We start from the raw sequence: 23,855 nt of genomic DNA, 5'->3' as shown, positions 1-23,855 counted from the left end.
CCGATTAAGGCTTCCCTTTGGTCATAATCAACATATTAAGTTTGCTATGCCTATCTAAGCTACTTTTTGGTTCTTCGTATGCATGTTTGTACAATGAACAGTTACTGTACATAGATCTCAACGATAGCAATATCTCTTTCTTTCGCTAAATCAATAAAGGCCGTAGAGGTCTGAACGAGTGGGCGGAAGTAATCTGCAGGATTATTCATTACAATTAGTCCCGTCTGACCCGTGGAGAGCAGAACCCGTTTACCGATAAAATTAGGCAACATGTGCTTGATCAGTTCCTGCGTGGCTTCACCATTTAACTGACCGAAACTGAGGCTGTACAGTTCACACAGAACAGAGATTAGTTCCTGTTTGGTTTGATACACCCGATTGGTCGTCATGGCGCTGTAAACGTCCGCTACAGCCGTTATACGGGAATATGGGTGGATCTCTTCCCCTCGCAGTCCATGGGGATAACCACTTCCATCCTCGCGCTCATGATGCTGAAGGGCAACCGTTGCCAGAATTTCATCCTGCGTGGATTCTTTAATGATATCGTACCCATAGAATGTGTGTTTCTTCATTTCGTCAAATTCTTCCGTGGTCAATTTACCAGGTTTATGTAACATTTCAGAAGGAATCTTGGACTTGCCAATATCATGAAGATATCCTGCTTTGGCTACCGTTAGACATTCCTCGGGGTTATAACCCATCCAGCCGGCGATATAAAAAGCGAGCATTCCGACTTGCAATGAATGGTTATACGTATAATCGCTATCCCCGTCCAGCATAAGCAACAAGGAGACAACATCTTTCTGTTTTTCCAACTGTCCCGTTAGGGTAATCAAAATCTCATCGACCTGTGTCTCATCAATAAAACCCTTCTCCATCGCTTGTTGAAATAGAGATTCAGTACCTTTGATCGTATCGTTAAACAGATTAGTTAACAGACGGGTTTGATCGGAAGGTAAGGTTTGTGCATCAGAGTGTAGGTCGGATGTTGTATGTTCTACATCTGCGTAATCGATTCCATGTTGCAGCAGCTTGGACAGGTCATCTTCACTGAGGGTGGAACCTTTCATCAGGATGTGGAGACCCGAACTGTTGTATACATCATTTTTTAACAGGTCGCCAGGTTTGAGATCAGTAACATGCACTCTCACGTATAAACCACCTTTTCCTCGACTAATATCGACATATATCATTATAATAACAAGAAAAAAATGGGTTGACAACGACTTATTTACTATTAACCCACTCTGTCTAAAAAGGTGTAAAGGCTCATTGTTTAGTTCTCCATGGGGTTCCATGGTCCTAATTGATGACCCTTCCATTCTGATCCATCTTCCCAGATTTCCTTTTTCCAGATCGGAACGGTCTGTTTGAGTCTCTCTATGGCGTAGCGGCTTGCATCATAGCAATCGTTGCGATGAGGTGAGGATACGGCAATGACTACACTAATCTCTGCCACATCCACTTTGCCAATGCGGTGACTGATTGCACACAACACACCAGGCCATCGATCGGAGATTTCCACACCAATAGCCGCCATCTGAGAAAGGGCCATTGGCACATAGGCCTCATACTCCAGATGGACGGTGCGCTGTTCACCAGTCATTTCACGAGTCGTACCTACAAAAGTAAGAGCTGCCCCATGATTCGGGGTAATCACTAGCGCCGTTGTTGCTTCTACAGACAAGGTGGACTCTGTAATCAGGAATAAGCCATCTTCCGTCCGATGCTCAGGAAAAGTAGATTGATGTTCATTGGATATATCCGTACCATCGCCTCCCGAGACTGGAGGTATTAAGGCAAGTTCGTCTTCTGATCTAATTATAGTATCGGCAGGAGCGTACTGTTGGTTAACGGCCAAAAAGGATGACCTTATCTGAGAAGCTGCCTCAGGGTAAGCCAGACTCAGTTTTTCTTTTACCTCGGCAGCGGTTGGAATGCCTTCAATATATTCAAACTCCAGAAGGGATGTATTTAAGCGTTCTGCAATGCCTGCAAATAGTTGAATTGTCAATTTCATGGATATGGTCCACCTCTTTTTGGTCTCTAAACCCTTTAAATATATCATAACGACGTGGAAAATGTTATGCTTATCCATTAGAAGAATGAACGTTTATTGAAGAGCAGGGGAGGCGGTGTGATGAGCACCAGGGAGAAGCAAACGTTAACGATTCTACACACCAATGACATTCATAGCCACTTTGGCTCCATGAGCACCATCGCCGCTATGATCAATGAGGAACGTGACCAAGGTGGCAACCTCCTTGTATTGGATATCGGTGATCATATGGACCGGATGGCCGTTGAAACAGAGGGAACACTGGGTACAGCTAATGTTGATGTTATTAACCTGACGGGCTACGATGCCATTACAATCGGTAACAACGAAGGACTCACGTTTACGCCAGATCAGCTCGCGCAGTCCTACGCTGGCCTTCTGTGTCCTGTGGTATGCGGCAATGTTGTGGAGCAAAATACTGGCCTTCCGCCAGTCTGGATGAAACCTTCTCTGATTGTGGAGAAAGGTCCATTTCGCATTGGTCTGCTGGGGGCAACTGCGCCTTTCACCACGTTTTACGAACTTCTTGGGTGGGATGTCCTGGACCCTCTGGAGTCACTAAGTGCTCAAGTAGAATCGTTACGTGATGAAGTGGATGTGGTGGTTATTCTTTCACATCTGGGACTTTCCACAGATCGGAGACTGGCGGAGCAGATCACTGGAATTGATGTTATTCTCGGTGGACATACCCATCATGTTCTAGAAGAACCATTAGTCATAGGCCAGACCGTGCTGGGCGCAGCTGGGAAATTTGGACAATGGCTTGGGAAAGTGGTTCTGGAACGAACAAGCGTGGGAGAACCTCTTCAACTGGTAAGTAGCGGTTGTATGGCTGCCAAGAGTATATTACTGGATGATCAGGTCGCGCTGGCAATCGCTACGGATCGTGCGGAAGCCGAAAGGGCACTTAATCAGACGGCAGTGATAACAGACCGGGTACTGCCCATCGCGTATGACCGGGAATCGCCGCTAGCAACATTGCTTGCACAAGCTGTTCGTCATTTCACGGGGGCACAGCTATCGTTGGTAAACGCAGGTCAGCTTCTCGGAGATCTTCCAGAAGGTAATATTACAAAAGGAATGTTGCATTCCCTATGTCCATCTCCTATAAATGCTTGTACAATATGCTTGAGTGGAAGTCATATTCGTGAAGCACTTGAACAGTCCTTGCTGGACGAATTTTCAGGTAAGCCTATTGTCGGCTTTGGTTTTCGTGGTCAGATTCTAGGTACGTTGTGTATGGATGGAATGGAAGTTCAATACAATCCGCATGCGCCTGCCTATGAGAAGATCCAGACCATATCCATTAATGGGGAGCTTATGGACGAACAGTGTGAGTATATCGTTGGAACACTGGACATGTTTACGTTCAATGTCGGGTATCCTCCTCTGGCTCATGGAACCCGTACGCTCTATCATCTTCCCGAATTCATACGCGATCTGCTGGAAACGGAAATTAAACGACCAGGGGCTCTGGACGACAGCCTGCGAGCCCGGTGGCATCAAAGCTAAATTAAAGGACTTGCCTTCTGCTGAAGCGGCGGCTAGGGGTAATTACATCTACGGAGCGGGAGAGGATAGGCTGTGCGTTTAGTACATATAAACCTATTGCAGCCTGGCATGAAGCTGGGGAAACGAATTTATAGTGAAGAAGGCCTGGTATTACTTAGTGAGGATGTAGAGCTAACCAGTCGATTGATTGGGCGGCTCAAAGATCTCGGGGTTGGTTATGTGTATATTAAAGATGCTGCGACAGAGGATATCATCGTTCCGGATATGTTGCAGGAAGAGACCAAGAGGAAGGCATTGGTAGAGATCAAGCAGCAATTTCAGAGTATGTCAGGACTAAAAACCAAAAATCAGATTCCTCATTTCGGTAAAGCGCTTAGTGGTGTGATGAATGCCATTCTGGAAGACATCGGCAGTCAGAAGGAAGCCATGATTATGCTGATGGACATGAATTCCAGTGATTTTGACCTGTATAACCATTCTCTGAATGTATGTGTGTACACGTTGGTTCTTGGTGTCGCTTCGGGTTACACACGCCAGCAACTAATGGAGATTGGTCTGGGCGCCTTGTTGCATGATATCGGCAAGACACAGATTGCACCTGAGATCCTGCACAAACCCTCCAGATTGAGTGACGAGGAATTTAAAATCATTCAGCAGCACACTACATATGGACACCGTATTCTCAAAGATGAACCAGGCATACCGCTTCTATCTGCGCATTGTGCATTGCAGCACCATGAACGAATTGATGGTAGCGGATATCCATTTGGGTTGAAAGACAAAGAAATTCACGAATATGCCAAGTGGATTGCGCTTGCTGATTCCTATGATGCCATGACGACGAATCGGGTGTACAAGCAAGCCTTATTGCCGCATCAGGCTGTCGAGGTTCTGTACACTGGTTCAGGGACCCTTTACGAACAGCGGATGCTGGAGAAGTTCAGGGATTGTGTAGCCATATACCCAGTAGGTCTTTCAGTTAAGCTCAGTACGGGAGAGGTTGGGGTAGTTGCATCCATTCATTCACGTGTTCCCCAACGTCCGCTGATCCGTGTTCTAAAAGATGCGGACGGGCAGACTTTATCTTCGCCTTATGAAATTAACCTGCTGACAGCTCTGTCTGTGATGATCACAGGTGTAGAGGGTGTGGAGGATACACCATCTGCGGCCCAAAGTGAACAGGTGCAAAGCTGAACAACTAGAAAGATGATTAGCGCTCATGTCGTAATATCAGGGCCGTTTCGTGATTCGGTCCAGAGTTGCCTGAGCGTTTTTTGTCATGTAATGGACAGGGTCTACGTATGCCGGAGCATTCAAAATTGTGCTATGATAAAAGATAACTCCAAAAAGAGAAACACAAGGTATGATCTAAATAAAACTTTTTAGGTTAATAAAAGGAATAAGGTGAAGAACAATGACCATGCTAAACTCAGGATCGGTACAACCGATGCCTTTATCGCCGACCAATGATCCGTGGGATCCGATCGGCTCTCTGCGTACATATGGACGCCATGTGCTGACCAGTGTAGAAATGACTGTGACACATCTGTGTAATATGAGGTGTGAGCATTGTGCCGTGGGAGATATGCTTACGATGCGCGAAGCACCGGCTCTACCACTTCCTCTGATGCTGAAACGATTGGATGAAGTGGAGCATCTGCAGACGATTAGTCTGACGGGTGGCGAGCCAAGCTTTAGCCAGAAAACAGTGGATGAAATGATCATTCCACTGCTCAAATATGCCAAGGAACGTGGAATTCGTTCCCAGATTAATTCGAATTTGACATTGGATATGAGCCGGTATGAGCAGCTTTTACCGTATCTGGACGTTATGCATATCTCATTCAACTACCTGAATGCTGACGATTTCCATCAAGTCGGATTTGCAAATAGTGGCAGACCTGTAAAACGTGAAGTGGCGGTGAAGATGTATGAGAAAATGATTGAGAATTCCCGCAAACTGAGTGAAGCAGGCATGTTTATCTCTGCGGAGTCAATGATTAACTTCCGTACGCATGACAAGCTGGATGGTATTCATCAATTGATTCGTGAGATGGGCTGTGTTCGCCATGAAGTGCATCCGATGTATAACTCGAACTTTGCTTCGTCGTTGCCCGTGTTATCACTGGACCATATGAGAGCGGCGATTCATCGTTTGCTTGATGTGCGTGACAAGGATATGTGGATGCTCTTCGGGACATTGCCATTCTTTGCATGCAGTGCAGCTGAGCAGGATCGGGAATTGATTAACCGACTGTACAGCGAGCCCAATGTGACGGTACGTAACGATCCGGACGGACGCAACCGTGTGAACGTCAACATGTTTACAGGCAATGTGTATGTGACGGATTTTGCGGATATCCCGGCGTTTGGCAACATTCGTGATCGTAAGCTGGATGAGGTGTTCCATGAGTGGTCAGCGGAACATCCGCTCAATCAGACGGTTAACTGCCATTGTGATATCGCATCCTGTTGCGGGCCAAACCTGCTCGTAGCGGATATGTATTACAAAGGTGTGGATTTCAAATCCAGAAAGGCCATCACACGTTGATATTCCAGGTGTATTCCTGAAATAGATAGAAAAGGGGAGTTTCAACTTGGATATTCATACCGAGTTTCATCTTGGGCAGCTAGTATTTAATCTGGTCTGTGTCTTTTTGCTCGTATTTTTGAATGGCGTATTTGTTGCAGCAGAATTTTCGCTTGTGAAAGTAAGGCAGACACGCTTAACTCAATTGCAGAGTGAAGGAAACCGTATGGCTGGTTACGCATTGAAGGTGAATAGTAAACTGGATTCCTATCTATCGGCAACTCAGTTCGGGATTACGCTGACATCGCTCGGACTTGGGTGGCTGGGAGAACCGGCCATTTCGGAATTGCTCGTTGAGCCACTCATGTTTAAACTTGGTGTAGGAGATGCAGGACTTATTTCGACCGTGTCGGTCATTATTGGTTTTTGTATCATCACATTTCTGCATATTGTTCTGGGTGAGCTCGCCCCTAAATCACTTGCGATTCAAAAAACAGACGGTGTGGCATTGTTCTTATCTGCACCTTTGCTGTTGTTCTACAAAATTTTCTTTCCGTTCATCTGGGTACTGAATGTATCGGCCAATGCATTGCTACGTCTGGCAGGTATCGAACCTGCCAGTGAAGGAGAAGCTCACTCAGAAGATGAGCTTCGTATACTGATGAAGCAGAGTGCCAAAAGTGGGGTCATTGATAAGGATGAGATCAAACTGATGGATAACATCTTTGACTTTTCCGATATGCTGGCACGTGAAGTCATGCTGCCTCGTACGGATATGGATTGTTTGTATACCCACATGTCTTTGGAGGAAAATCTGGAGATTATTAATGCAACCAAACATTCCCGGTATCCTGTGGCAGTAGAAGACAAGGATGAGATTATAGGGTTTATCCATATCACAGACCTGCTGCTGGCTGACCCGGAGCAGCAACGTGATCTGGCTTCGCTTGTCCGTCCCATCTTGAACGTTCCCGAATCCATGGAGATTAGCCAGGTATTGCGGATGATGCAGAAGAAACATTCTCAGATGACCCTGGTCGTGGATGAGTATGGGGGCACAGCTGGATTGCTGACCGCGGAAGAAATTCTGGAAGAGATCGTTGGAGACTTGTATGACGAGTTTGAGGATGAGCGTCCGCATATGGAACGCACCGGCGATTCATTTTCTATTGATGGTCGATCGCTTATTGAGGAAGTTCATAAGTGGACTGGGGCCATCATTGAGGATGAGGAAGTAGATACGATTGGTGGATGGCTGTTTAAAGAGCTTGGAGGCAGTCCGGCCAAGGGGAAAATGCAGGAGCTTAATGGGTACGTTTTTGAAGTGGAAGAAGCCACTCGTTTACGAATCACCCGGGTTCGAGTGTATAAGCAATCTGTCCCTCAAAACATGAATACGGAAGAAGATCAGTCAACACACTAAATTGACCTCTGAAGGAACGCCTTATGGTGGACTTTCAGAGGTTTTTTTGATGTGTCAGTTAAAAGGGGATTAACTTGCCGACCTGAAACATATGGATATAGAGACGGAAGCAATTGTTTTAAAGGTACGTTGAGTGCATATAAACATGCAGAAAGGAGAGTTATTCTGTGAAAGATCCACAGCTTCGAGCTTATGTCCCATTTGTGGGACCGTTTGATCCTTGTCCACCCGTAAAGATTCGAACGTATCTGGTTCCTCCGCAATTATTCATTCCATTTCAACCTATGGGCTGGCCTCAGTACAGCCCGGCGGAAGCCTTAAGAATCGGAACGTTGTGGCCTGCATTATACAGCCCTTATACACCAGCGAGATCGAAAGGGAGGAAGGTGGAGTCGGATGGAGCCTGAAGTACCCAAAGCCTGTGATGCAAGGTACTACGAGCTGTTAGAGGAGCTCCAGGCACTGGACTTTGTATTAGTTGAGCTGAATCTGTATCTGGACACCCATCCGGGTGATTTTCAGAGTATTGAACAGTACAACAAATTCAGTCAGGAGCGCATGAGAGTTGCACATGAATTTCAACAATTGTATGGACCGCTGATGAACTTTGGTCATGCATTCTCCAAATATCCTTGGGAGTGGTCTCAGACACCGTGGCCATGGCAGGTGTGAAATAATCCCCTCGGGTTTCCGTGCAAAGTTGTAAAGCCGGGGACTCGGGGAACATGCCAGCAATTTCGATTTTATTCAAAAAGGAGGGCTCTGCATGTGGGTGTATGAGAAAAAATTGCAGTATCCTGTTCGGGTTAGTAAATGTGATCCTCATATGGCAAAATTGCTGGCTGAACAATATGGAGGAGCGGACGGTGAGCTGGCAGCAGCTCTGCGGTACTTGAACCAGCGGTATACCATTCCGGACAAAATAATCGGGCTGCTGAACGACATAGGCACAGAGGAATTTGCTCACCTTGAGATGATTGCCACCATGATTTACAAGTTAACAAAGGACGCGTCAGTGGAGCAACTGGAAGAAGCGGGACTTGCACCTAATTATGCTCAGCGTGATTCTGCTTTATTTTACACGAATTCCTCAGGTGTACCTTTTACTGCAGCATACATTGCTTCGAAGGGAGATCCGATCGCGGATTTGTATGAGGATATTGCAGCAGAAGAGAAAGCCCGGGCTACATATCAATGGTTAATCGATCTGACCGATGACGTAGATCTACAGGATAGTCTGAAGTTTCTGCGGGAACGGGAGATCGTGCATTCGTTAAGGTTCCGGGAAGCCGTGGAGATTCTGAAAGACGATCGGGATACGAAGAAAATCTTCTGAATATTTGATATCGATGCAGAAGTTCAGCAGTCCAATAGGGCTGCTTTTTTTGCAAATATAGTGAAAATGAATAGCTTTTTTTAAAATTTAAATTACCTGTTTTTAAAATTTTAAAAGTAGCAGTTCTCAAGATTGAACAATCTTTGGAACTGCTACTTTCTTTTAGAGCATCTTTTTCAGTTTAATAGATACTACAGTTGTATACTGACGGTTTCTTCACCAGGGCTTACATAATTAACACTTACTTTATTGGAAGGCACAGAGTGATATCCTCCGGTTTGTCCACTGCCCCAACTGCTATATATCAGATTGCTTCCTGAATAGTACCCTACAGTGATATCATGCCAGCGCACATTTTTAATGCTTGATCCTGTGGTCATGTCCTCAATTTTTTGGCCAATAGTGGTCATTCTTTTTACTCTCATGCCGGTGCCGCTTTTATCCCAGCCACTTATCCCACCTCTTACAATCGTCGTTGTTAGCTGTTCGCCAGTCGTTGTGATTCCTGATACTGCCAACGTACATTCATTGAGATTAGTCACATAAAATTTCATATAAATGTCCTGATTTGAACGATAGCGAGTGTTAGGTGCAGGCACCATGAGTCCATTTGCTAACGTTGTGGGGGCCCAATTATCAAACGCTGTGCTGTATTGTAAACCTGCATCTATCCCATTTCCGTTGGATCCCCAACCTCCCAAGTATACATAAGGAACATCCGTCGATACATTTCCTTTTACGTATGGCGCACCTGGGATGGTCACATACGTACTTAACCAGTTGTATCCATTGTTTGAGAAAACTCTTCGATAAGGACCGGAACCTCCGATTGGACTGGGTACTTCGGCAGCGGGCGAAATTTGGGTATCATCTTTAATAGCAGATGCTGAAAAATCATTCGTGGACGCCCCGGGACCAACAAGTTCTTTTCCGGATGCGCTTTGATAGATGTTATTCTCAACCAGATCATATACTTCTGTCGTCTCTTTGAGTTCCATCTTGTTAGAGTAAATAGCACCGTCTTCTGCGACATAGATGACATTTTCTCGATCTTCTTCGTCAAGCCGGGCCATCACGTCAGCAATGACTTCTCGCTCATTTCCTGTGATGGATGAATCGATGTTGACTTCAATCCTTTTTTTGAGTTCGTTGTTCATGGTGATCGTGTCCATATTACCATCCGCGAATACAAGATTGAATGGAGTTAATAACAAAGCTAAGGATAATAATGAAGTTAGCGATTTTCTTATCTTCAAACTCAAAACTCCCTCTCTCAAATGGAATGTGTGTTGAATAATTACCAATGAATTTTAACTACGTTTAATGCAGCAACTTAGGATAATGGTAGATATAGATCGTGCTTGAACATAAACATCTCCTTTTATGGATTTTAATTACTTCTATATCATAGTTTTTATGTAATAATATGTAAGTGACTATTTTCACAGTAAAAGGTAATAAATCTCAAATGAACGTTATAGGTAAGAAAATGGAGAAACAAAAAACCATCTCTAGTAGTGGTACCAGAGATGGTTTTATTAAATTTTGAAGTGTATACCTAGTATTCAACCACCATGGCAACATTTTGCCACCCGGCTCCAACGGTCCAGAACAACACTTTGTCACCACGCTGAATCTGCCCGGTTGTAACCGCTCGATGTAATGCAATGAACGGACTGCTGGTTGATGTATATCCGAACTCATCTCCGATATAGACAGCAATATCATCACCGATGCCAACGTTCTCGGATACTGCCCGAATGTTGCTGATGGATAGCTGGGAGAAGCAGGCGGCTCTGATCTCGTCTGGTCCAATCTCGTTGCGTGCCAGCAAGGTACGAATGGACTCTGAAGCGGCATCCACACAGATGGAATCATCAAAAGGGATAAATTTCACATGAAAGGCACCCGCATCTACACCCGTTTTGCCCAGCTTCGCCAAGCCCTCTGCAGGAAAAAGAGAATTGCCGTACACACAGGTATCCGTCTGATAGATGGAATCAATGAAACCGACAGCATGTTCATCCCGCTCTATAATTACCGCCGCTGCTGCATCACCGAAATTGGCGAAGTACACGGGATCATCGGGACTGGCGTGAGGAGCTACGTAATCCGAGCCAATGATTAAAGCCCGGCGAATCCGAGGATTGCCCAGCATCTGCCGGCTAACCTGTTCGAAAGCAGCAGTCATGCCTGCACAGTTCGCGTTACTGTCGATACAGATCGTGTGAGAAGCTCCGTTAATCAGGCGATGAATCATCAGGGAATTCGTAGGAAAGATGTATTCTGGCGTTTGGCTTGCATAAGCAATCAGATCAATATCTGCACCGGTGAGTCCGGTTTTTTCCAGTAGATTACTGGCTGCCTCGAAGGCCATGCTTAGTGAGTTTTCGTCATCGTTGTCAATTTTATAACGTGTATCACGACCAAGTGCCTTTAACAATCCACGAATATCTACACCTCTTGCATCAAAATGTTCAATATAAAAATCATTGTGCACCTTGGTTGCTGGGTGATAGATATCGATATCTACAATACGAATTCCGGCCATCTTCATTCTCCTCTTGAGCGGAAGGGTGAATTCACAGCTTGTCCGCCTGGTTTATTAAGTGGTAACGGTAGATATGATTTCGAGATTGTCCAGGCCAACAGACCGACCAAGTCGGGACAATTGCATTTTTAGAATCGCGTTGTTCTCGAGGGTCAACACGACTTTTTTATATTCATCTTTTTTGAACATTTGAAGGCAGCCTTCCAAAAGAGGAACAATCTCCGGAGCAGTAACATTCAACTTTTTGCAATCGATGTTCAGGTCGAACTCCTTGGTGTTAATAGGAGCGATCGTATCCTGATAGGCCGAGATGGAACGCAAACCGTCTTCTTGAGAGAAAGAACCCTCCAGTTCAATGTTTAACACCTTGTTCGGAACGTCAGTCTTAAGAATGAAATTTCCCATGCTTGATCTCTCTCCTTTAAATGAGTTAAGGCTATCCTGCTAATGGATATACAGCTCCAATTGGACCCTGCTGAAAGCTTCTAAGATGAGAGCTGATTTGAAGGATAATTTAACCATATTATAAAGGTAGGAATGTAAAAAGATCAATAAAAAAGTCGAATCGTGTATAAAAATGTAGAAAAGTGAATTACTGTATTTCGTCCAACGTGGCAAGCAAAATATTAAATGCGCTAATAATGCGCGGGGCCCCCACACATGGTGCCAGATGTAGCAATATTCCCTTGATCTGATCCACCGTCACGCCCACACTAAGAGCCATGGTGTAGTGTACTCCCAATTGTTCATACTGCCCTTGGGTAATCAATGAAGAGATAATAGCAACTTCCTTCCATTGATCCGTAATCGTGGTGCGCTGAAAAATATCCCCGTATGCCGTCCCCATAATAAATTCAGACAACTCGGGAAAATGTTCTTTGATGGGGGCAAGGGCTTTTGCACCGTACTCCCCAGAAAGTTTAGCAAAACGGTCGAGTCCCTGAGCTACATGTTCACTCATGATATGCTCCTCCTAATTCAAAGTTACGGTGCGGTGAGCCGTGGGTGGAATTTCATCCCGATCGGTCAAAAGTTCTATAACAGTTACCCGATTCAACGTCTGGGCTGTGTTCAGCGCAGATGAGAACTCAGCAAGGGTCTCAGCTTGAAACGCAACCGCACCGAGAGATTCGGCAAATTTGGCTGCATCCATAGGAACTTCATATACTGTGCCATCAATTCTGCCCGTTGTTTTTTCCATTCCCTTGAGTGCCATGTCCAGTTGTTTGTTATTAACAACAATGAAAATGACATTCAGATTGTTGCATACCGCAGTATTGATCTCCGTCCCCAGCATCATGAAACATCCGTCCCCGGTGATACATACGATAGTCTCTTCAGGGGAAGCGGCCTTTGCGCCTATCGCCATACCAATGGCGTTGCCCATGCATGCAAAGTATGCGTCAAACACAAAGCTGCCTGGTTTCTTGACTTTATATCGCTGGACCGCATGAAATCCATGGCTGCCATCATCGACAAACAGTGTATGATCGTACGGCAGCAGATCGCTCATCTCGTCCAGCACAGAAGCCAGAGACAGGAGGGGGAGATCTGGTAAAGGGATCGTGTAATCGATGGGTGGCGTAGTTCTCACAGGAGTAGGGGGGTCTTCTAGTGTACCCAGTAAATATTGCAGATTGTCCTTCAAATCACCGGTGATATGTAAGGTTTGAGCGCTCAGAATCTTGCCTACAAATGTAGGATCAGCGTCAAATTGTATGAGGTGTGCCGGGTGGTTATCAGGCTTCAGGTTGCAGATGGTCATGTCACTCAGACGTGAACCAAGTACGATATAAAGGTCACTTTGGTTCAGCATGTCGTCCGCATGTGGGAAACCACCAACACCACACGGTCCATGGTACAGGGGATGGTCCCACGCAATCGCTCCTTTTCCACCGGGAGTCGTAATGACAGGAATGTTGAACGATTCGGCTAAATGAAGTAATTCATCATGGGCTCTGGCACGAGTTACACCTTTACCAGCAATAATTAAAGGGCGGTTGGATTGTTGAATGAGAGGAAGAATACGATTCAGGTTAGATACGCTAAGCAGAGGTTCCGGTTCGGGAATGACAATTTGGCATTGAGATAATAACTCAGTCTGTACGTCAAAAGGAAGGCAGAGATGAACAGGGCCTTTATTAGGGCCGAGTGCAATGGAAAGGGCATGATTCAGCAGTGTGCCGAAGTGATCACCACGCTCAACCAGTTTGCTGAAAAGTGTAGCAGGTTTGAACATCTCGGCTAGATCAGCTAAATAGGAAGAGGAGTCCTGACACTGGGGGAGTCCCAGTTCCTGAATGGATTGATGACCCGTAATAAACAGTACGGGCAGATTGTTGGCCTTTGCATGGGCTGCAGCAGTAATCAGATTGGTTCCGCCTGGACCGGATGTGGCAAAGGCAACCCCGAGTTTACCCGTCTGTAATGCATAACCGGATGCGGCAAAACCTGAGCTGGATTCATGACGGCCTGGAATGAATTCTAATCCGTAATCCACCATCTTCAGGACAGCAGGACAGATGGACTTACCAATAATACCAAAGACATGAGTAACGCCTAGATTACGCAGAGTTTCTGCCAAATAGTCCGCAACTGTTCTCACGCGGGACACCTCGCTTCATGAAATAGGTTAATAGAACCATACGCATATTCCATTTGTTGAATGCAAGTCAATGTCTAAGGTTGTAAGAGGAAATATTCATTGTTATTAGGAAGAGTATCTTTTTTTGTGGTTTTTTGTCAACTTGTTTTTATGAGTCTAAATTCCTGATTCTTAAGTTGGTAACGCTTTAAGTGCTGCTGGATAAAGTAAAATTAACTGGTTATATATCCCTGCAACGAATTACCCAATCCATGTTTAGTTACAAATAATGTAAAAAGATGACTAACCATGATGAATTTCAGGTTCAACCAGCGACTTGAAAGCTAGCGTTTTATTTCTTTTTCGTATCAACGCATCGCATTTGCAATTCTTTGCTTTCTGCTATACTGGAAAGGAATTTGGAGGGGATAAAATGACAGTCATCAAGATGGCTCTGATTGGTCTGGGTAAAATGGGATTACATATGGTTCATCAAATCGAGAATACGAAGACGGATACCACGATTGAAATTGTTGCGGTATGTGATGCGAATGAGGAAAGTCTGGCGTCTTTTGCAGCTTCTCATCCCAAGGTTCGAACGTATACGGATTACAAGCAATTGATGAATGAACATCAGATTGACCTGTTGTATATTGCAGTTCCACCGAAATTTCATTATCCGGTTGTCATGGAAGCACTGGAGCGAAAAATTCATGTGTTCTGTGAGAAACCGCTTGCCAATAGTGTGGAAGAAGCCAAAGTGATGTTAGATGCAGCGGAGCAGGCAGGCGTTATTCATGCCATCCATTTCTCAATGCCGCATGAACCTTCCGTGCTGAAGTTGCAAGAGATGATCGATCAGCGTGCGGTGGGGGCGATTCGCAAAATAGATCTCATTCTGCAATTCCCGCAGTGGCCACGATCATGGCAACAGAATGCATGGATTACGAGCCGGGAACAGGGTGGATTTATTCTTGAAGTGGGGATTCACTGGATTCATATGATTCAAAAGGTGTTCGGTGCCATCCGGGTAGTGAGTGCTCAGGTTCAATATCCTGAGAATGGAGAATGTGAACTTGAAGTGCAGGCTGCACTGGAACTGGAAGACGGGACTCGAATTCAGCTAAACGGCATGTCTCAGTTTGCGGGAGAAGAACGAGTATCCATGGTGGTGTATGGTACGGAGGGCACGATTGCCTTGGAAAATTGGGAAGATTTGAAGACGGGCATAGTGGGCCAGCCACTTTCTCCAGTGGAAGTGCTTGAATCCGCGAGTGAATTGCCTGTACTTAAACATGTCATTGCCCGTATACAAGGCCAACCAGCCAAGATATATGATTTTAACGATGGATATCAGGCGCAGTTGGTACTTGAGGCGTTACGGAACACAGAAATAAAGTGAACTCATTTTATGATACTTTAGGATACTATAGGCACCAAGATAAGTTTTCAGAAGTGTATAGTTTCGCTCAACTACAATATAAATAATATACTTTCAAGGGAGTGAAGCAGATGGGGGCAAAAAAATGGCCTTTCTATATCATCATCCTACTCATTCTCTCAAATTTGGCTGTAACCTATATGCTCTGGAATTCGAACACTCAGTATGATCGACTTCGGGACAAAATGAATCAATCTTTCACAACGTATGCGGAGAATATTCAGGATCAATTGCGAAAAAATGCTGAACGGGGTTTGGAGGAGGAGATCTACCAGTATCAAGCGGCAGCTTCCAAATTAAATGCAGTAGCTACAGGAACAACTTATTACCATGAGCAGCCATTAATAAGTAATGTTTCTATGAATCTTGAACGATTTTTTAGAGATTACCCACGCTACCAACATAAGTTGACTGTGTCAGAGGTAGAAACTTTACAGGCGTTGTTGGCGGAGTGGATTACGAAGCCTGCAGATACAGGCACGAATAACAAGCTTAATGATTTTCTTGTTCTGCAAAAATAAAAAATAACCAGTAGTCTCGTACAAATACACCCTTAGAGTTGAGTAACGTTCACTCTGAGGGTGTTTCTATGTACATCTGAGATAGAATGGAAAAGATGATTTCTGTAAATACAGAAATCATCTTTTCTTTCGACTTAACCTTACTAGAAGAGCTTACGCAAGCTTGAATCGCTTAACCAGTTGATCAAGTGCATCAGACATTTCATTCAACTGCTTGGACGTGTCAGACATCTCCTGCAGAGAAGCAAGTTGTTCCTCCGTCATTGCAGATACTTCTTCCGTGGCTGAAGCCGTGTCTTCCACAACGGCCGATACTTCATTAATGGACTTCATCACGTCCTCACTTCCGGAAGTTAACTCCTCGACAACCGAAGATACCTCGAGAACTTCACCACTGAGGTTATGAATATGCTGAGTAATGGTTGAAAAGGCATTACCTGCATCCTCAATGGTTCGCAACCCTTCATTCACATGTAGAGTACTCTCATCAACGACCTGAGCCGTACTTTGAACACCTGCTACCACGGTTTCCAATATACTTGTAATCTCTTTCGCGGATGTTGCACTTTGATCTGCAAGATTACGGATTTCCGAGGCAACGACAGCGAAGCCACGTCCATTTTCCCCAGCGCGGGCTGCTTCGATTCCGGCGTTGAGTGCAAGCAGATTCGTTTGTCTCGCAATACCCGACATGGAGTCTGCGATGTTGATCACCTGATCAGACATCATCGAAATTTCATTAATGGCTTCCTGTACAGAGAGGAAGGATTGTTCAATGGAACTCATTTTGCCTACTGCATTATCAATGCGCTGTTGCCCATCCATGGCAATGGATTCGGTACGCACAGCACGTTCTGCAACGTCACTTGCCGAGGAGGCGACACGATTAAGCCCGGTGAGGGATTGCTGCATCGCGGCTACCATGGTTTGCGTAAGAGCAACCTGTTCATCAGCCCCTTCCGCGACACGTTCCATCGCAGTGGCAACCTCTTTTCCGGCAAGATGGCTATCGGCAACCCCTTTATCCAATCGATCCGAAGCTGTACTCAGAATCATGGCATTGCTCTGAACATCCAACATCATTTGCTGCAAACCAGCGAGCATTGTATTAGCTGCCTCTGCAAGTTCACGAGTTTCGTCTTTCATTGGCGTAGCGATTCTCAGTGTGAGGTCACCATTGGAAGAACCGATGTCATTCAATGCCTGCTTCACGGTACGGATGTTATTAACAATGGCGCGTGAGAGGACCAATGCAGTGATGAACGAGATGATGGCCACAACGACAAGTGCCCCATATAGTTCCAAGTTTAGGAGTGTATTTTTTTGCTTCAGCGCTTCTGTACGGTTTTCGGTTAACGTATGTTCATTGGTTCGAAACGTATCGAGGGCAGTGCGAATCTGGTCCATGTCTCTTTTACCTGGATCATCTGCGAAGAAATCTCGAATAGCTTGCGTATTATTGGCTTGGCGAAGGGCAATCACGGGTTCTCCAGCGACTTGGACCCAGTTCTCCATATTGGTATGTATGTCTTCCAAAAGGGCAAGTTGATCCGGATTGTCCGAAATCAAAGCAGCAAGTTCATCTCGGAGTGTACTAAGCTTCTCTTTTCCTTGGACGTAGGGATCGAGGTAATTGTCCTGACCGGTGATGATGTAACCACGTTGACCTGTTTCCATATCCACCATGTTTCTTTCGAGCTCATAGGTTAGCGCGTGTACTCTCATATCGTGATCGACCAGAAAATCCAGTTCCCGTTGAAGCTGACTTGTGCTGTTCTGAATCAGCAGGATGCAACCAGCCAGTACAGCTAGCACGAGTAAATATCCTAATCCAATCTTATAAAAAATCTTGAAGGTCTTACGCTTTTTCATGTTTGTTATTCCTCTCTATGGGGTATATGTAGTTGTCGAAAAAACTGGAAATGTGATGATTATGGGTCTTTAGATTAGGTGTCTAAAGCACTATTTTTTAGTATTATACGTAAAGAAAATTATTTTGTATATAGTTTGTTTAACTATAATATAACGTTTGGTTATTTGTGTATAAGGTTTGAGGGTGACGATGTTTTACAATCGTTGGTTTACACGTTCAAACGTTATGTTTATCATGGGAAGGGAACGATTCCAATTACATATACATATCCCAATCCGAAAGGAACATTGGACATGACTAAAGAGAAGGTATTGCTCAAACCGGAAGCGATGATTTTTGACATGGACGGAACGCTATTCCAGACGGAGACCCTGTTGTTGCCGGCTTACCAGCAACTATTTGATACATTGCGTGCCGAAGGGCACTTTGAAGGAGAAACTCCACCAGAGGAACGCATGCTGGGAAGCTTGGGCATGTTGCTCGAAGATATATGGAAAGTGGTTATGCCTGAGGCATCGGAAGCGGCACATCGCCGTGCAGACGAACTGCTGCTCCAACTGGAGATTGAGGGGCTTGATCAAGGAAGTTCCCAATTGTATCCGGGTGTAAAAGAAACGCTGCAAGCACTGAAACAACAAGGTGTGCGTCTTTTTGTCGCAAGTAATGGGCTAGAGGACTATGTGAAGGGTGTGGCATTTGCACACGAGATTATGCCTTTATTTGAAGGGGTATATAGTGCTGGCCAGTACAAGACTCCCTCCAAAATTAATCTGGTGCAGATCCTGCTTGAGAAACATCGTATTCAGGACGCCTGGATGGTAGGGGATCGCTCTTCTGATGTGGAGGCTGGTAAAATGAACGGTCAGGCGGTCATCGGCTGTGCCTACGCTGGTTTTGGCCGTGATGAGGAGCTTGCGGGCTCAGATGTGCTCATTTCTGATTTTACAGAATTGTTGCGCCTGTATGATGAAGCAGAATAAGCTAATCCTCAATTGAAAATGTCAGTCATCACATGAGAGCGCCCAACCCGAGATGAATCACGGGTTGGGCGCTCTTGTATTTTTGCTACGGATCATCTCTTCTTGCGTACCTTTTTCAATGCAGATGGTCTGTTGCTTGCAAGCCGGGTGGTCCTTATCGGTTTGGCTGGGCGACTGGGCTGATTGCGATACACCCACAAGGCGTACTCCAGCGGTTGAGTGATGGCTTTATAATAGATATCCCGCTCACCGATGCGAGCGAATACTTCACGTGCCGGCTTGGGATTCACTTCAAGCAAGTAGATGCGTCCACTCCTGTCGATCGCCAAATCCAATGCCAACTCACAGAGGTCCCCATACGTATCTTCCAGAAATGAAGCAACTTCAATGCCAAACTTCTCTGCAGTTGTGTTAATCTCTGCTCGGAGGTCGTCATCATCGATCCATTGCTTCATGAGTCGGTTCATCGCGATTGCCTGACCGCCGCCATGCAGATTGGAGGTTACGCTTTTTTCTGCACCCATGCGTCCGGCACATCCCGTAAGCTCCCATTGCCCTTCACCGTTCTTCTGAACGAGCATGCGGTAATCATGCACACGTCCATTCGGAAGCTGAAGTTGAATGCCTTTTTGTACAAGATACTTGTCTTTCATATTCCAGTGCTGGAGCAACGAGCCTAATCGTGATAAATGAACTTTACGTGGAGTGATGATACGACGTTTCTGATCCCGCCCCTGAACAAGCACTGTATTGGCCTCGCTACTTCCGCGGTCAATGCGCAGAATACCACGTCCGCCTGTTCCATTAATAGGTTTGAGGTAGACCAGAGAAGAAACTTTGAGCATCCGATTTACATCGGACATATCCTGAAATAGAGCGGTTTCCGGCAGGTGCTCTCGAAAGTTGGACTTTTGCAACAGGGTCTGGTGGATGGTCCATTTATTGCGTAGAGGTCTGTTGAGAAAGAGCAGATGGCCATACTTCTCGCGAAAAGCAAGCAGTTGCTGAAACCTGCGGTTACGCTGTATCCGGCATCGATCGAAGATCAGGTCCGGGAATGATCGCCATTCCCTGGACCAGCCTTTTCCCTCATGATAAATCATGGCTTCAATTTGTTTGCCGCCAGGGTGCACGTCGGCTGGTGTGAACACATAGATATCGAGTCCCCGCTTGCGCCCTTCAAGAATCATTCTGCGATAGATGCTTCGTTCTTCAAGAGCGCGATGTTCATTTAAGTACAACGTCATAATGCCCAGAACAGGTGAGGACACAAGCAATCACCTTCTTTTTGCAGTATTCCTGTCGATCATCGTGTGGACTGACGGGCAAGATAAGCGCTGTAGTGAAATATACGTTCCAATGACCTCCGTCTGATCTGTGGTTCATCGAACTTCATTGGTTTGGCATTGGCTTCAAAGAACCAGAGTTCCCCCAGGTCATCAATGCCCAGATCCATGGACATTTCTCCGAGTGTGTAACCCGATCCCCGTTCTACCTGCCTTGCGATCATTAATGAAGTGGATTTCACACGTTTCATCAGGGTTGTTGTCAGTTCTTCCCCAAAAAGCTCGGTCAGCAGCTTCTCAGGGTCTTCTACGGTCCCGCCGCGTGGCACATGCGTTGTAATACTGCGGGAGCCAGCAAGTCTCGCACCTACACCGGTCACACTCCACTGCCCCTTGCTGTTCTTTTGTACCAGAACACGCAGATCGAAGGGGCGTTTACGAGAGGAGGCCAGTTCTATGCCTTGTTGCATGATATAAGGCGTATGTCCGGTTTCTTTGCGAATCCGTGCCCACAACTTGGCGAGTGTAGCCGCTTTATAGGTCGTGCTTTTACGTGTGGTTTGTATTTTGAGTCGATAGGGAAGCCGTTCTTTTTCCTGAAATTTAAGCATCATGATTCCTTTACCCGCTTTGCCGCTCTCAGGTTTAAGGTACAGATAGGGATAGCTCCGTAGAACGGTACCCAGAGAAGAAGCACTTCGCATCCGCCGAGTATAAGGGATCAGTTGCTGAGTTGATTTGGACTTCTTAAGCCATTCGAACAGATCCCATTTGTTGAAAAAGAACGGGTTATACAGTTCGATTCCTGATTGCATGCATTCGTCAATTTTACGCTGAACGGAAGGTTTCCCTTCGTCTTCCCGGTTTGGAATACGATTGTACAGAACATGGGGAAGGGGGAAGGGTTGTGACACCCACTTTCCGCTTCCCTTGTTGTACGTATATCCTTTCACGGTGGGACCACCCATGTTCAGATCCCGCACAGTCACAATGTACACCACGTATCCCATGCTCTCGCCTGTCTGCAGGATATCCTGAAAATTTTGATGGTTCCCCCTGAACATACGCTGATTATCATGCATGGTCAAAACAGCAATGACAGGTTTGAAATCATCATGAAGGCTCATCAAATTTCTTCCTTCTTCCGGAACTTGCTCAAATACAGGCAGTGTTCCAGAATGTGCTCCACCGATGATTTTCCCTCCACTCGGAGTGAAGGGTGACGGAAAATGGAGCGCCCGGGTTTGGCGTTCGCTTCGAACATCCATACATGTTCCTCCTGATCAATGCCCAGATCAAAGCCAATCTCACCAATCAAATGCTGGTGCTGGGTTTCAATCGCCTGGGCCAGTGTAATAGCGACGGATTTGGCATGCTGAAGTACTTCTCCCGCACGATCGCCGAAGTTGCGACTGAGCGCCTGCTCAGGAGTCATTAGGGAGCCTCCATTCTTGATGTGTGTTGTGACACTGCCACGTCCTGCCTTTTTGGCTCCAATCCCGACAACGACCCATTGATTGTTACCGTTTTTGTGCATGTGAAAACGGAAATCAATTGGACATTCATCAATCTCAATTAGACGTATTCCCTGCTGAACAACATATCCGCGAAGCTGTTTGCCATGTCTTCCCTGAAGCATGCGCATCAGGCTGTTGAAGGACCCAAACCGAAGGAGTGCATTACCTCCTTTTTTGCGATAACGTGCGAAATATCCACGTTTGGGCGAATAAGTCAGGCGGTAAATCCCGTTCCCCAGACTTCCTGCAGTAGGCTTATAGTAGACGAACTGATGGCGTTCCAACATTTCCTTCATCTGTTCAACGGATGGATTGGTAATGGATTCAGGGATATACCGCCCTGCTACCGGTTCATTCTCCAGCAATGTGTAGATATCCGACTTGTTGAAAAAGCTCCAGTTGAAGAACGGAATTTTCCGACGAACAAATCGTTCCCGCAGTTGGTTAATGGCAGGTGAAAAATCGGAACGACGGCTTGGTAACCGATTGTAGACAACATCGGGCAGAGGTACCGTTTTGCGGGTAAAGCTTCCGTTTTCATTCAGAAAAAAACCGGATACCGTCTCATTCTGCCAATTGATATCCCGGGGAGTAAAGGCATAAATATAGGATTTTCGGCTGCCTTCACGGAGTAACTGTTTGATGAAACCCGTACGGGAACCGAAAGGATTAGTGCTCGTCGCAGGCCCATCAGAGAGTACGCCGATCAGCGGACCTAACTGAACCTCATCATTTTGCAAATTCCGGAGATAAATACTGCCCCGCTTGGGAACGTTCATCATATTGCGGATACCTGAAGCCAGATACAGATGTTTACCTGCTTTTTTGATTGGTTTGATCGTTGCAGGTACCCGGTCACGCCCGAAGCGAAGGTTCACCGTTTTTTTGCCGGACAGATTGAGGCTCTTCATTAAAGCGTTGGATACATAAACCACTTTATCTGGTTGCTTGGTGAAATGCAGATTGCAAAAGGTCAAACTCATGATTTATCCTCCTATCCTGAAAAGATCCTTGGGCTCCATGGCAAGCAGGCACTGCGGGCCTCAGCCGCCGTGAATCGGGATGGGTTTCAGGCCAGCTTTGCTGGATGTATTCGACAATTTCATTGGACGAAAGACGTCCGTGAGAACATGTTGTTGCAGCAGATAACGGGCATAGGCAAGCGGCCGGGTATAAGTCAGGATATGCATGCGTCGGTCGCCCGCTTCTGCGAATGAGGTGCGGCCAGGTTTGGAGTTGACTTCAATTAGCCAGAGTTGGCCCTCTGCATCTGCTCCGAAATCAAGCCCCAATTCGGCTAACCTGCCGAAACGGCTCTCCAGCAGGGTGGGGATTAGCGTAGCAGTCTGCCGGATGCGCTTCATCAGAGTTTCTGTACGGGTCTTTCCATATCGCTGGAGCAGATATGCGTGGGCCGGATAGGCTCTGCCCCCACCGTGAAGATTGGACGTGAGTGAACCTTCGGGTCCTTCGCGTACCATGCATCCGGTAAGCGTCCAGCGACCTTGCCCATTCTTTTGCATTAGTGCCCGAATGTCGAATGCTCTTCCCTGATGGCTAAGCTCCAGATATGGCTGCACGATCATCTTGTGCTCAGCCTGTTGTGATGTCAGCCAGGAAGATACAGCCTGAGTATGGTTGAATGTAAAGAAAAAGGGTTCATTGTGTTCGTTACGCCCCTCCGCGATCCATGTGGATGGAGTTGCTCCCCGAGACAGGCGAAAGGTATTTTTGCCATGAGTTCCGGATATTGGTTTGAAGAACAGTCCTTTGGGCCAACGATCCAGCCATGATTCCCAAGGAATATGCGATCCGATCCGGGTGGTGGGGGCAAGTTGTGACCGCAACTCAGGATCTCGGGACAACAGACGATGTACCTCCCATTTACCTGGAAGAGAAGCTGACCAATACCGGTGTTGACCTGAGCCCTTCGTTCGTATCTGTTCCTGAAGCTGCTGTCTAACGTTCCTTGGGAGGCGGCGAAGACAACGGTCCATAATAAGATCAACCGCAGGGACAGGTACCGAATTCCACTTCCCTTGATGATAGACATATCCCCTTTGAAGAGGGAGATGGGCTGCATCAACCGATATTGGAATCACAATAATCTGAAGGGCGTATCGCACACTCCCCAAGCTGAGACAACGGCAGAAAAGTTCATCCGTGAAGGGAGGTGAGCCTTCAGTTGCACGCACCAGAATGGCCAGTGTTTTGATCTGAGATGTTGGAAACATGTTGCTGC

General features: G+C 46.0%; 22 protein-coding genes. 10 read left to right on the top strand and 12 right to left on the bottom strand.

From position 1 onward, the window contains the following. Positions 1-101 precede the first annotated feature (101 nt). Both MKY73_RS20310 and MKY73_RS20305 read right to left on the bottom strand, forming a co-directional pair. A complete protein-coding gene (locus MKY73_RS20310) occupies positions 102-1,151 on the bottom strand; it encodes an HD-GYP domain-containing protein (RefSeq protein WP_339303199.1) in 1,050 nt (349 codons plus the stop codon). Positions 1,152-1,276: 125 nt separating this feature from the next. Further along, positions 1,277-2,020, bottom strand: coding sequence for a molybdenum cofactor biosynthesis protein MoaE (locus MKY73_RS20305; RefSeq protein ID WP_339303198.1), 744 nt, complete (start codon positions 2,018-2,020; stop codon positions 1,277-1,279). Between the two features lie 120 nt (positions 2,021-2,140). On the opposite strand from MKY73_RS20305, the gene MKY73_RS20300 reads away from it, so the two are divergent. From MKY73_RS20300 to MKY73_RS20270, 7 genes are all read left to right on the top strand, one after another. Next, a complete protein-coding gene (locus MKY73_RS20300; protein WP_339303197.1) occupies positions 2,141-3,571 on the top strand; it encodes a 5'-nucleotidase C-terminal domain-containing protein in 1,431 nt (476 codons plus the stop codon). A gap of 72 nt (positions 3,572-3,643) precedes the next feature. Beyond that, positions 3,644-4,765: an HD-GYP domain-containing protein gene (locus MKY73_RS20295; protein ID WP_339260103.1), complete on the top strand. Its 1,122-nt coding sequence runs from the start codon at positions 3,644-3,646 to the stop codon at positions 4,763-4,765. Between the two features lie 220 nt (positions 4,766-4,985). After that, positions 4,986-6,122, top strand: a complete 1,137-nt coding sequence (gene yfkAB / locus MKY73_RS20290) for a radical SAM/CxCxxxxC motif protein YfkAB (protein ID WP_339303196.1) — start codon at positions 4,986-4,988, stop codon at positions 6,120-6,122. Positions 6,123-6,168: 46 nt separating this feature from the next. After that, positions 6,169-7,524 carry a hemolysin family protein gene (locus MKY73_RS20285; RefSeq protein WP_339303195.1) on the top strand — a complete coding sequence of 452 codons (1,356 nt, stop codon included), beginning with the start codon at positions 6,169-6,171 and terminating at the stop codon, positions 7,522-7,524. Between the two features lie 167 nt (positions 7,525-7,691). Then, positions 7,692-7,931 carry a spore coat associated protein CotJA gene (locus MKY73_RS20280; RefSeq protein ID WP_091014608.1) on the top strand — a complete coding sequence of 80 codons (240 nt, stop codon included), beginning with the start codon at positions 7,692-7,694 and terminating at the stop codon, positions 7,929-7,931. Further along, positions 7,921-8,196: a spore coat protein CotJB gene (locus tag MKY73_RS20275; RefSeq protein ID WP_091014607.1), complete on the top strand. Its 276-nt coding sequence runs from the start codon at positions 7,921-7,923 to the stop codon at positions 8,194-8,196. Before MKY73_RS20280 ends, MKY73_RS20275 begins: the two co-directional genes overlap by 11 nt. 94 nt (positions 8,197-8,290) lie before the next feature. Then, positions 8,291-8,860 carry a manganese catalase family protein gene (locus MKY73_RS20270; RefSeq protein ID WP_278295975.1) on the top strand — a complete coding sequence of 190 codons (570 nt, stop codon included), beginning with the start codon at positions 8,291-8,293 and terminating at the stop codon, positions 8,858-8,860. A gap of 191 nt (positions 8,861-9,051) precedes the next feature. Here the strand turns inward: MKY73_RS20270 and MKY73_RS20265 are convergent, their stop codons facing one another. The 5 genes from MKY73_RS20265 to MKY73_RS20245 form a co-directional block, all read right to left on the bottom strand. Then, positions 9,052-10,116 carry a hypothetical protein gene (locus MKY73_RS20265; protein WP_339303194.1) on the bottom strand — a complete coding sequence of 355 codons (1,065 nt, stop codon included), beginning with the start codon at positions 10,114-10,116 and terminating at the stop codon, positions 9,052-9,054. Positions 10,117-10,418: 302 nt separating this feature from the next. Further along, positions 10,419-11,411 (bottom strand): 3-oxoacyl-[acyl-carrier-protein] synthase III C-terminal domain-containing protein, encoded by a 993-nt coding sequence (locus tag MKY73_RS20260; RefSeq protein ID WP_339303193.1) that lies wholly within the window; start codon positions 11,409-11,411, stop codon positions 10,419-10,421. A gap of 54 nt (positions 11,412-11,465) precedes the next feature. After that, complete coding sequence (locus MKY73_RS20255; protein ID WP_339260110.1) at positions 11,466-11,816, bottom strand: hypothetical protein; 351 nt, start codon at positions 11,814-11,816, stop codon at positions 11,466-11,468. 187 nt (positions 11,817-12,003) lie between these two features. Continuing rightward, a complete protein-coding gene (locus MKY73_RS20250; protein ID WP_278295971.1) occupies positions 12,004-12,372 on the bottom strand; it encodes a carboxymuconolactone decarboxylase family protein in 369 nt (122 codons plus the stop codon). A gap of 12 nt (positions 12,373-12,384) precedes the next feature. After that, positions 12,385-14,016 (bottom strand): thiamine pyrophosphate-binding protein, encoded by a 1,632-nt coding sequence (locus tag MKY73_RS20245; RefSeq protein ID WP_339303192.1) that lies wholly within the window; start codon positions 14,014-14,016, stop codon positions 12,385-12,387. A gap of 412 nt (positions 14,017-14,428) precedes the next feature. Between MKY73_RS20245 and MKY73_RS20240 the strand changes: the two genes are divergently transcribed. Both MKY73_RS20240 and MKY73_RS20235 read left to right on the top strand, forming a co-directional pair. Further along, a complete protein-coding gene (locus tag MKY73_RS20240) occupies positions 14,429-15,397 on the top strand; it encodes a Gfo/Idh/MocA family oxidoreductase (RefSeq protein WP_339303191.1) in 969 nt (322 codons plus the stop codon). 110 nt (positions 15,398-15,507) lie between these two features. After that, positions 15,508-15,957, top strand: a complete 450-nt coding sequence (locus MKY73_RS20235) for a hypothetical protein (protein ID WP_339303190.1) — start codon at positions 15,508-15,510, stop codon at positions 15,955-15,957. A gap of 153 nt (positions 15,958-16,110) precedes the next feature. On the opposite strand, the gene MKY73_RS20230 is transcribed toward MKY73_RS20235, so the two are convergent. After that, the gene (locus tag MKY73_RS20230) at positions 16,111-17,829 is read right to left on the bottom strand and encodes a methyl-accepting chemotaxis protein (protein ID WP_339303189.1); all 1,719 of its coding nucleotides are present in this window, start codon (positions 17,827-17,829) and stop codon (positions 16,111-16,113) included. Between the two features lie 294 nt (positions 17,830-18,123). Here MKY73_RS20230 and MKY73_RS20225 point away from each other — a divergent pair, with 294 nt between their 5' ends. Further along, on the top strand, positions 18,124-18,810 hold the full coding sequence (locus MKY73_RS20225) for an HAD hydrolase-like protein (RefSeq protein WP_339260119.1): 687 nt from the start codon (positions 18,124-18,126) through the stop codon (positions 18,808-18,810). Positions 18,811-18,902: 92 nt separating this feature from the next. On the opposite strand, the gene MKY73_RS20220 is transcribed toward MKY73_RS20225, so the two are convergent. Genes MKY73_RS20220 through MKY73_RS20205 form a run of 4 tightly spaced genes read right to left on the bottom strand, consistent with a single transcriptional unit; the run spans position 18,903 to position 23,847 of the window. Further along, positions 18,903-20,081, bottom strand: a complete 1,179-nt coding sequence (locus MKY73_RS20220) for a YheC/YheD family protein (RefSeq protein ID WP_339303187.1) — start codon at positions 20,079-20,081, stop codon at positions 18,903-18,905. A 35-nt stretch (positions 20,082-20,116) separates the two neighbouring features. Beyond that, on the bottom strand, positions 20,117-21,223 hold the full coding sequence (locus tag MKY73_RS20215) for a YheC/YheD family protein (protein ID WP_339303186.1): 1,107 nt from the start codon (positions 21,221-21,223) through the stop codon (positions 20,117-20,119). Next, a complete protein-coding gene (locus tag MKY73_RS20210; protein ID WP_339240983.1) occupies positions 21,223-22,596 on the bottom strand; it encodes a YheC/YheD family protein in 1,374 nt (457 codons plus the stop codon). Before MKY73_RS20210 ends, MKY73_RS20215 begins: the two co-directional genes overlap by 1 nt. A gap of 60 nt (positions 22,597-22,656) precedes the next feature. Beyond that, positions 22,657-23,847: a YheC/YheD family protein gene (locus tag MKY73_RS20205; RefSeq protein ID WP_339303185.1), complete on the bottom strand. Its 1,191-nt coding sequence runs from the start codon at positions 23,845-23,847 to the stop codon at positions 22,657-22,659. Between the last annotated feature and the right edge of the window lie 8 nt (positions 23,848-23,855).

The organism is Paenibacillus sp. FSL R5-0519, assembly GCF_037974275.1.
Classification (GTDB): domain Bacteria; phylum Bacillota; class Bacilli; order Paenibacillales; family Paenibacillaceae; genus Paenibacillus.
This window is presented reverse-complemented; position numbering and strand designations above follow the sequence as displayed.

Excerpts from the sequence above, each read along its gene's own strand:
- MKY73_RS20305 (WP_339303198.1), bottom strand. The coding sequence starts at position 2,020 with ATGAAATTGACAATTCAACTATTTGCAGGCATTGCAGAACGCTTAAAT.
- MKY73_RS20300 (WP_339303197.1), top strand. The coding sequence starts at position 2,141 with ATGAGCACCAGGGAGAAGCAAACGTTAACGATTCTACACACCAATGAC.
- yfkAB (WP_339303196.1), top strand. The coding sequence starts at position 4,986 with ATGACCATGCTAAACTCAGGATCGGTACAACCGATGCCTTTATCGCCG.
- MKY73_RS20275 (WP_091014607.1), top strand. The coding sequence starts at position 7,921 with ATGGAGCCTGAAGTACCCAAAGCCTGTGATGCAAGGTACTACGAGCTG.
- MKY73_RS20270 (WP_278295975.1), top strand. The coding sequence starts at position 8,291 with ATGTGGGTGTATGAGAAAAAATTGCAGTATCCTGTTCGGGTTAGTAAA.
- MKY73_RS20260 (WP_339303193.1), bottom strand. The coding sequence starts at position 11,411 with ATGGCCGGAATTCGTATTGTAGATATCGATATCTATCACCCAGCAACC.
- MKY73_RS20255 (WP_339260110.1), bottom strand. The coding sequence starts at position 11,816 with ATGGGAAATTTCATTCTTAAGACTGACGTTCCGAACAAGGTGTTAAAC.
- MKY73_RS20250 (WP_278295971.1), bottom strand. The coding sequence starts at position 12,372 with ATGAGTGAACATGTAGCTCAGGGACTCGACCGTTTTGCTAAACTTTCT.
- MKY73_RS20240 (WP_339303191.1), top strand. The coding sequence starts at position 14,429 with ATGACAGTCATCAAGATGGCTCTGATTGGTCTGGGTAAAATGGGATTA.
- MKY73_RS20235 (WP_339303190.1), top strand. The coding sequence starts at position 15,508 with ATGGGGGCAAAAAAATGGCCTTTCTATATCATCATCCTACTCATTCTC.
- MKY73_RS20230 (WP_339303189.1), bottom strand. The coding sequence starts at position 17,829 with ATGAAAAAGCGTAAGACCTTCAAGATTTTTTATAAGATTGGATTAGGA.
- MKY73_RS20225 (WP_339260119.1), top strand. The coding sequence starts at position 18,124 with ATGACTAAAGAGAAGGTATTGCTCAAACCGGAAGCGATGATTTTTGAC.
- MKY73_RS20215 (WP_339303186.1), bottom strand. The coding sequence starts at position 21,223 with ATGAGCCTTCATGATGATTTCAAACCTGTCATTGCTGTTTTGACCATG.
- MKY73_RS20210 (WP_339240983.1), bottom strand. The coding sequence starts at position 22,596 with ATGAGTTTGACCTTTTGCAATCTGCATTTCACCAAGCAACCAGATAAA.
- MKY73_RS20205 (WP_339303185.1), bottom strand. The coding sequence starts at position 23,847 with ATGTTTCCAACATCTCAGATCAAAACACTGGCCATTCTGGTGCGTGCA.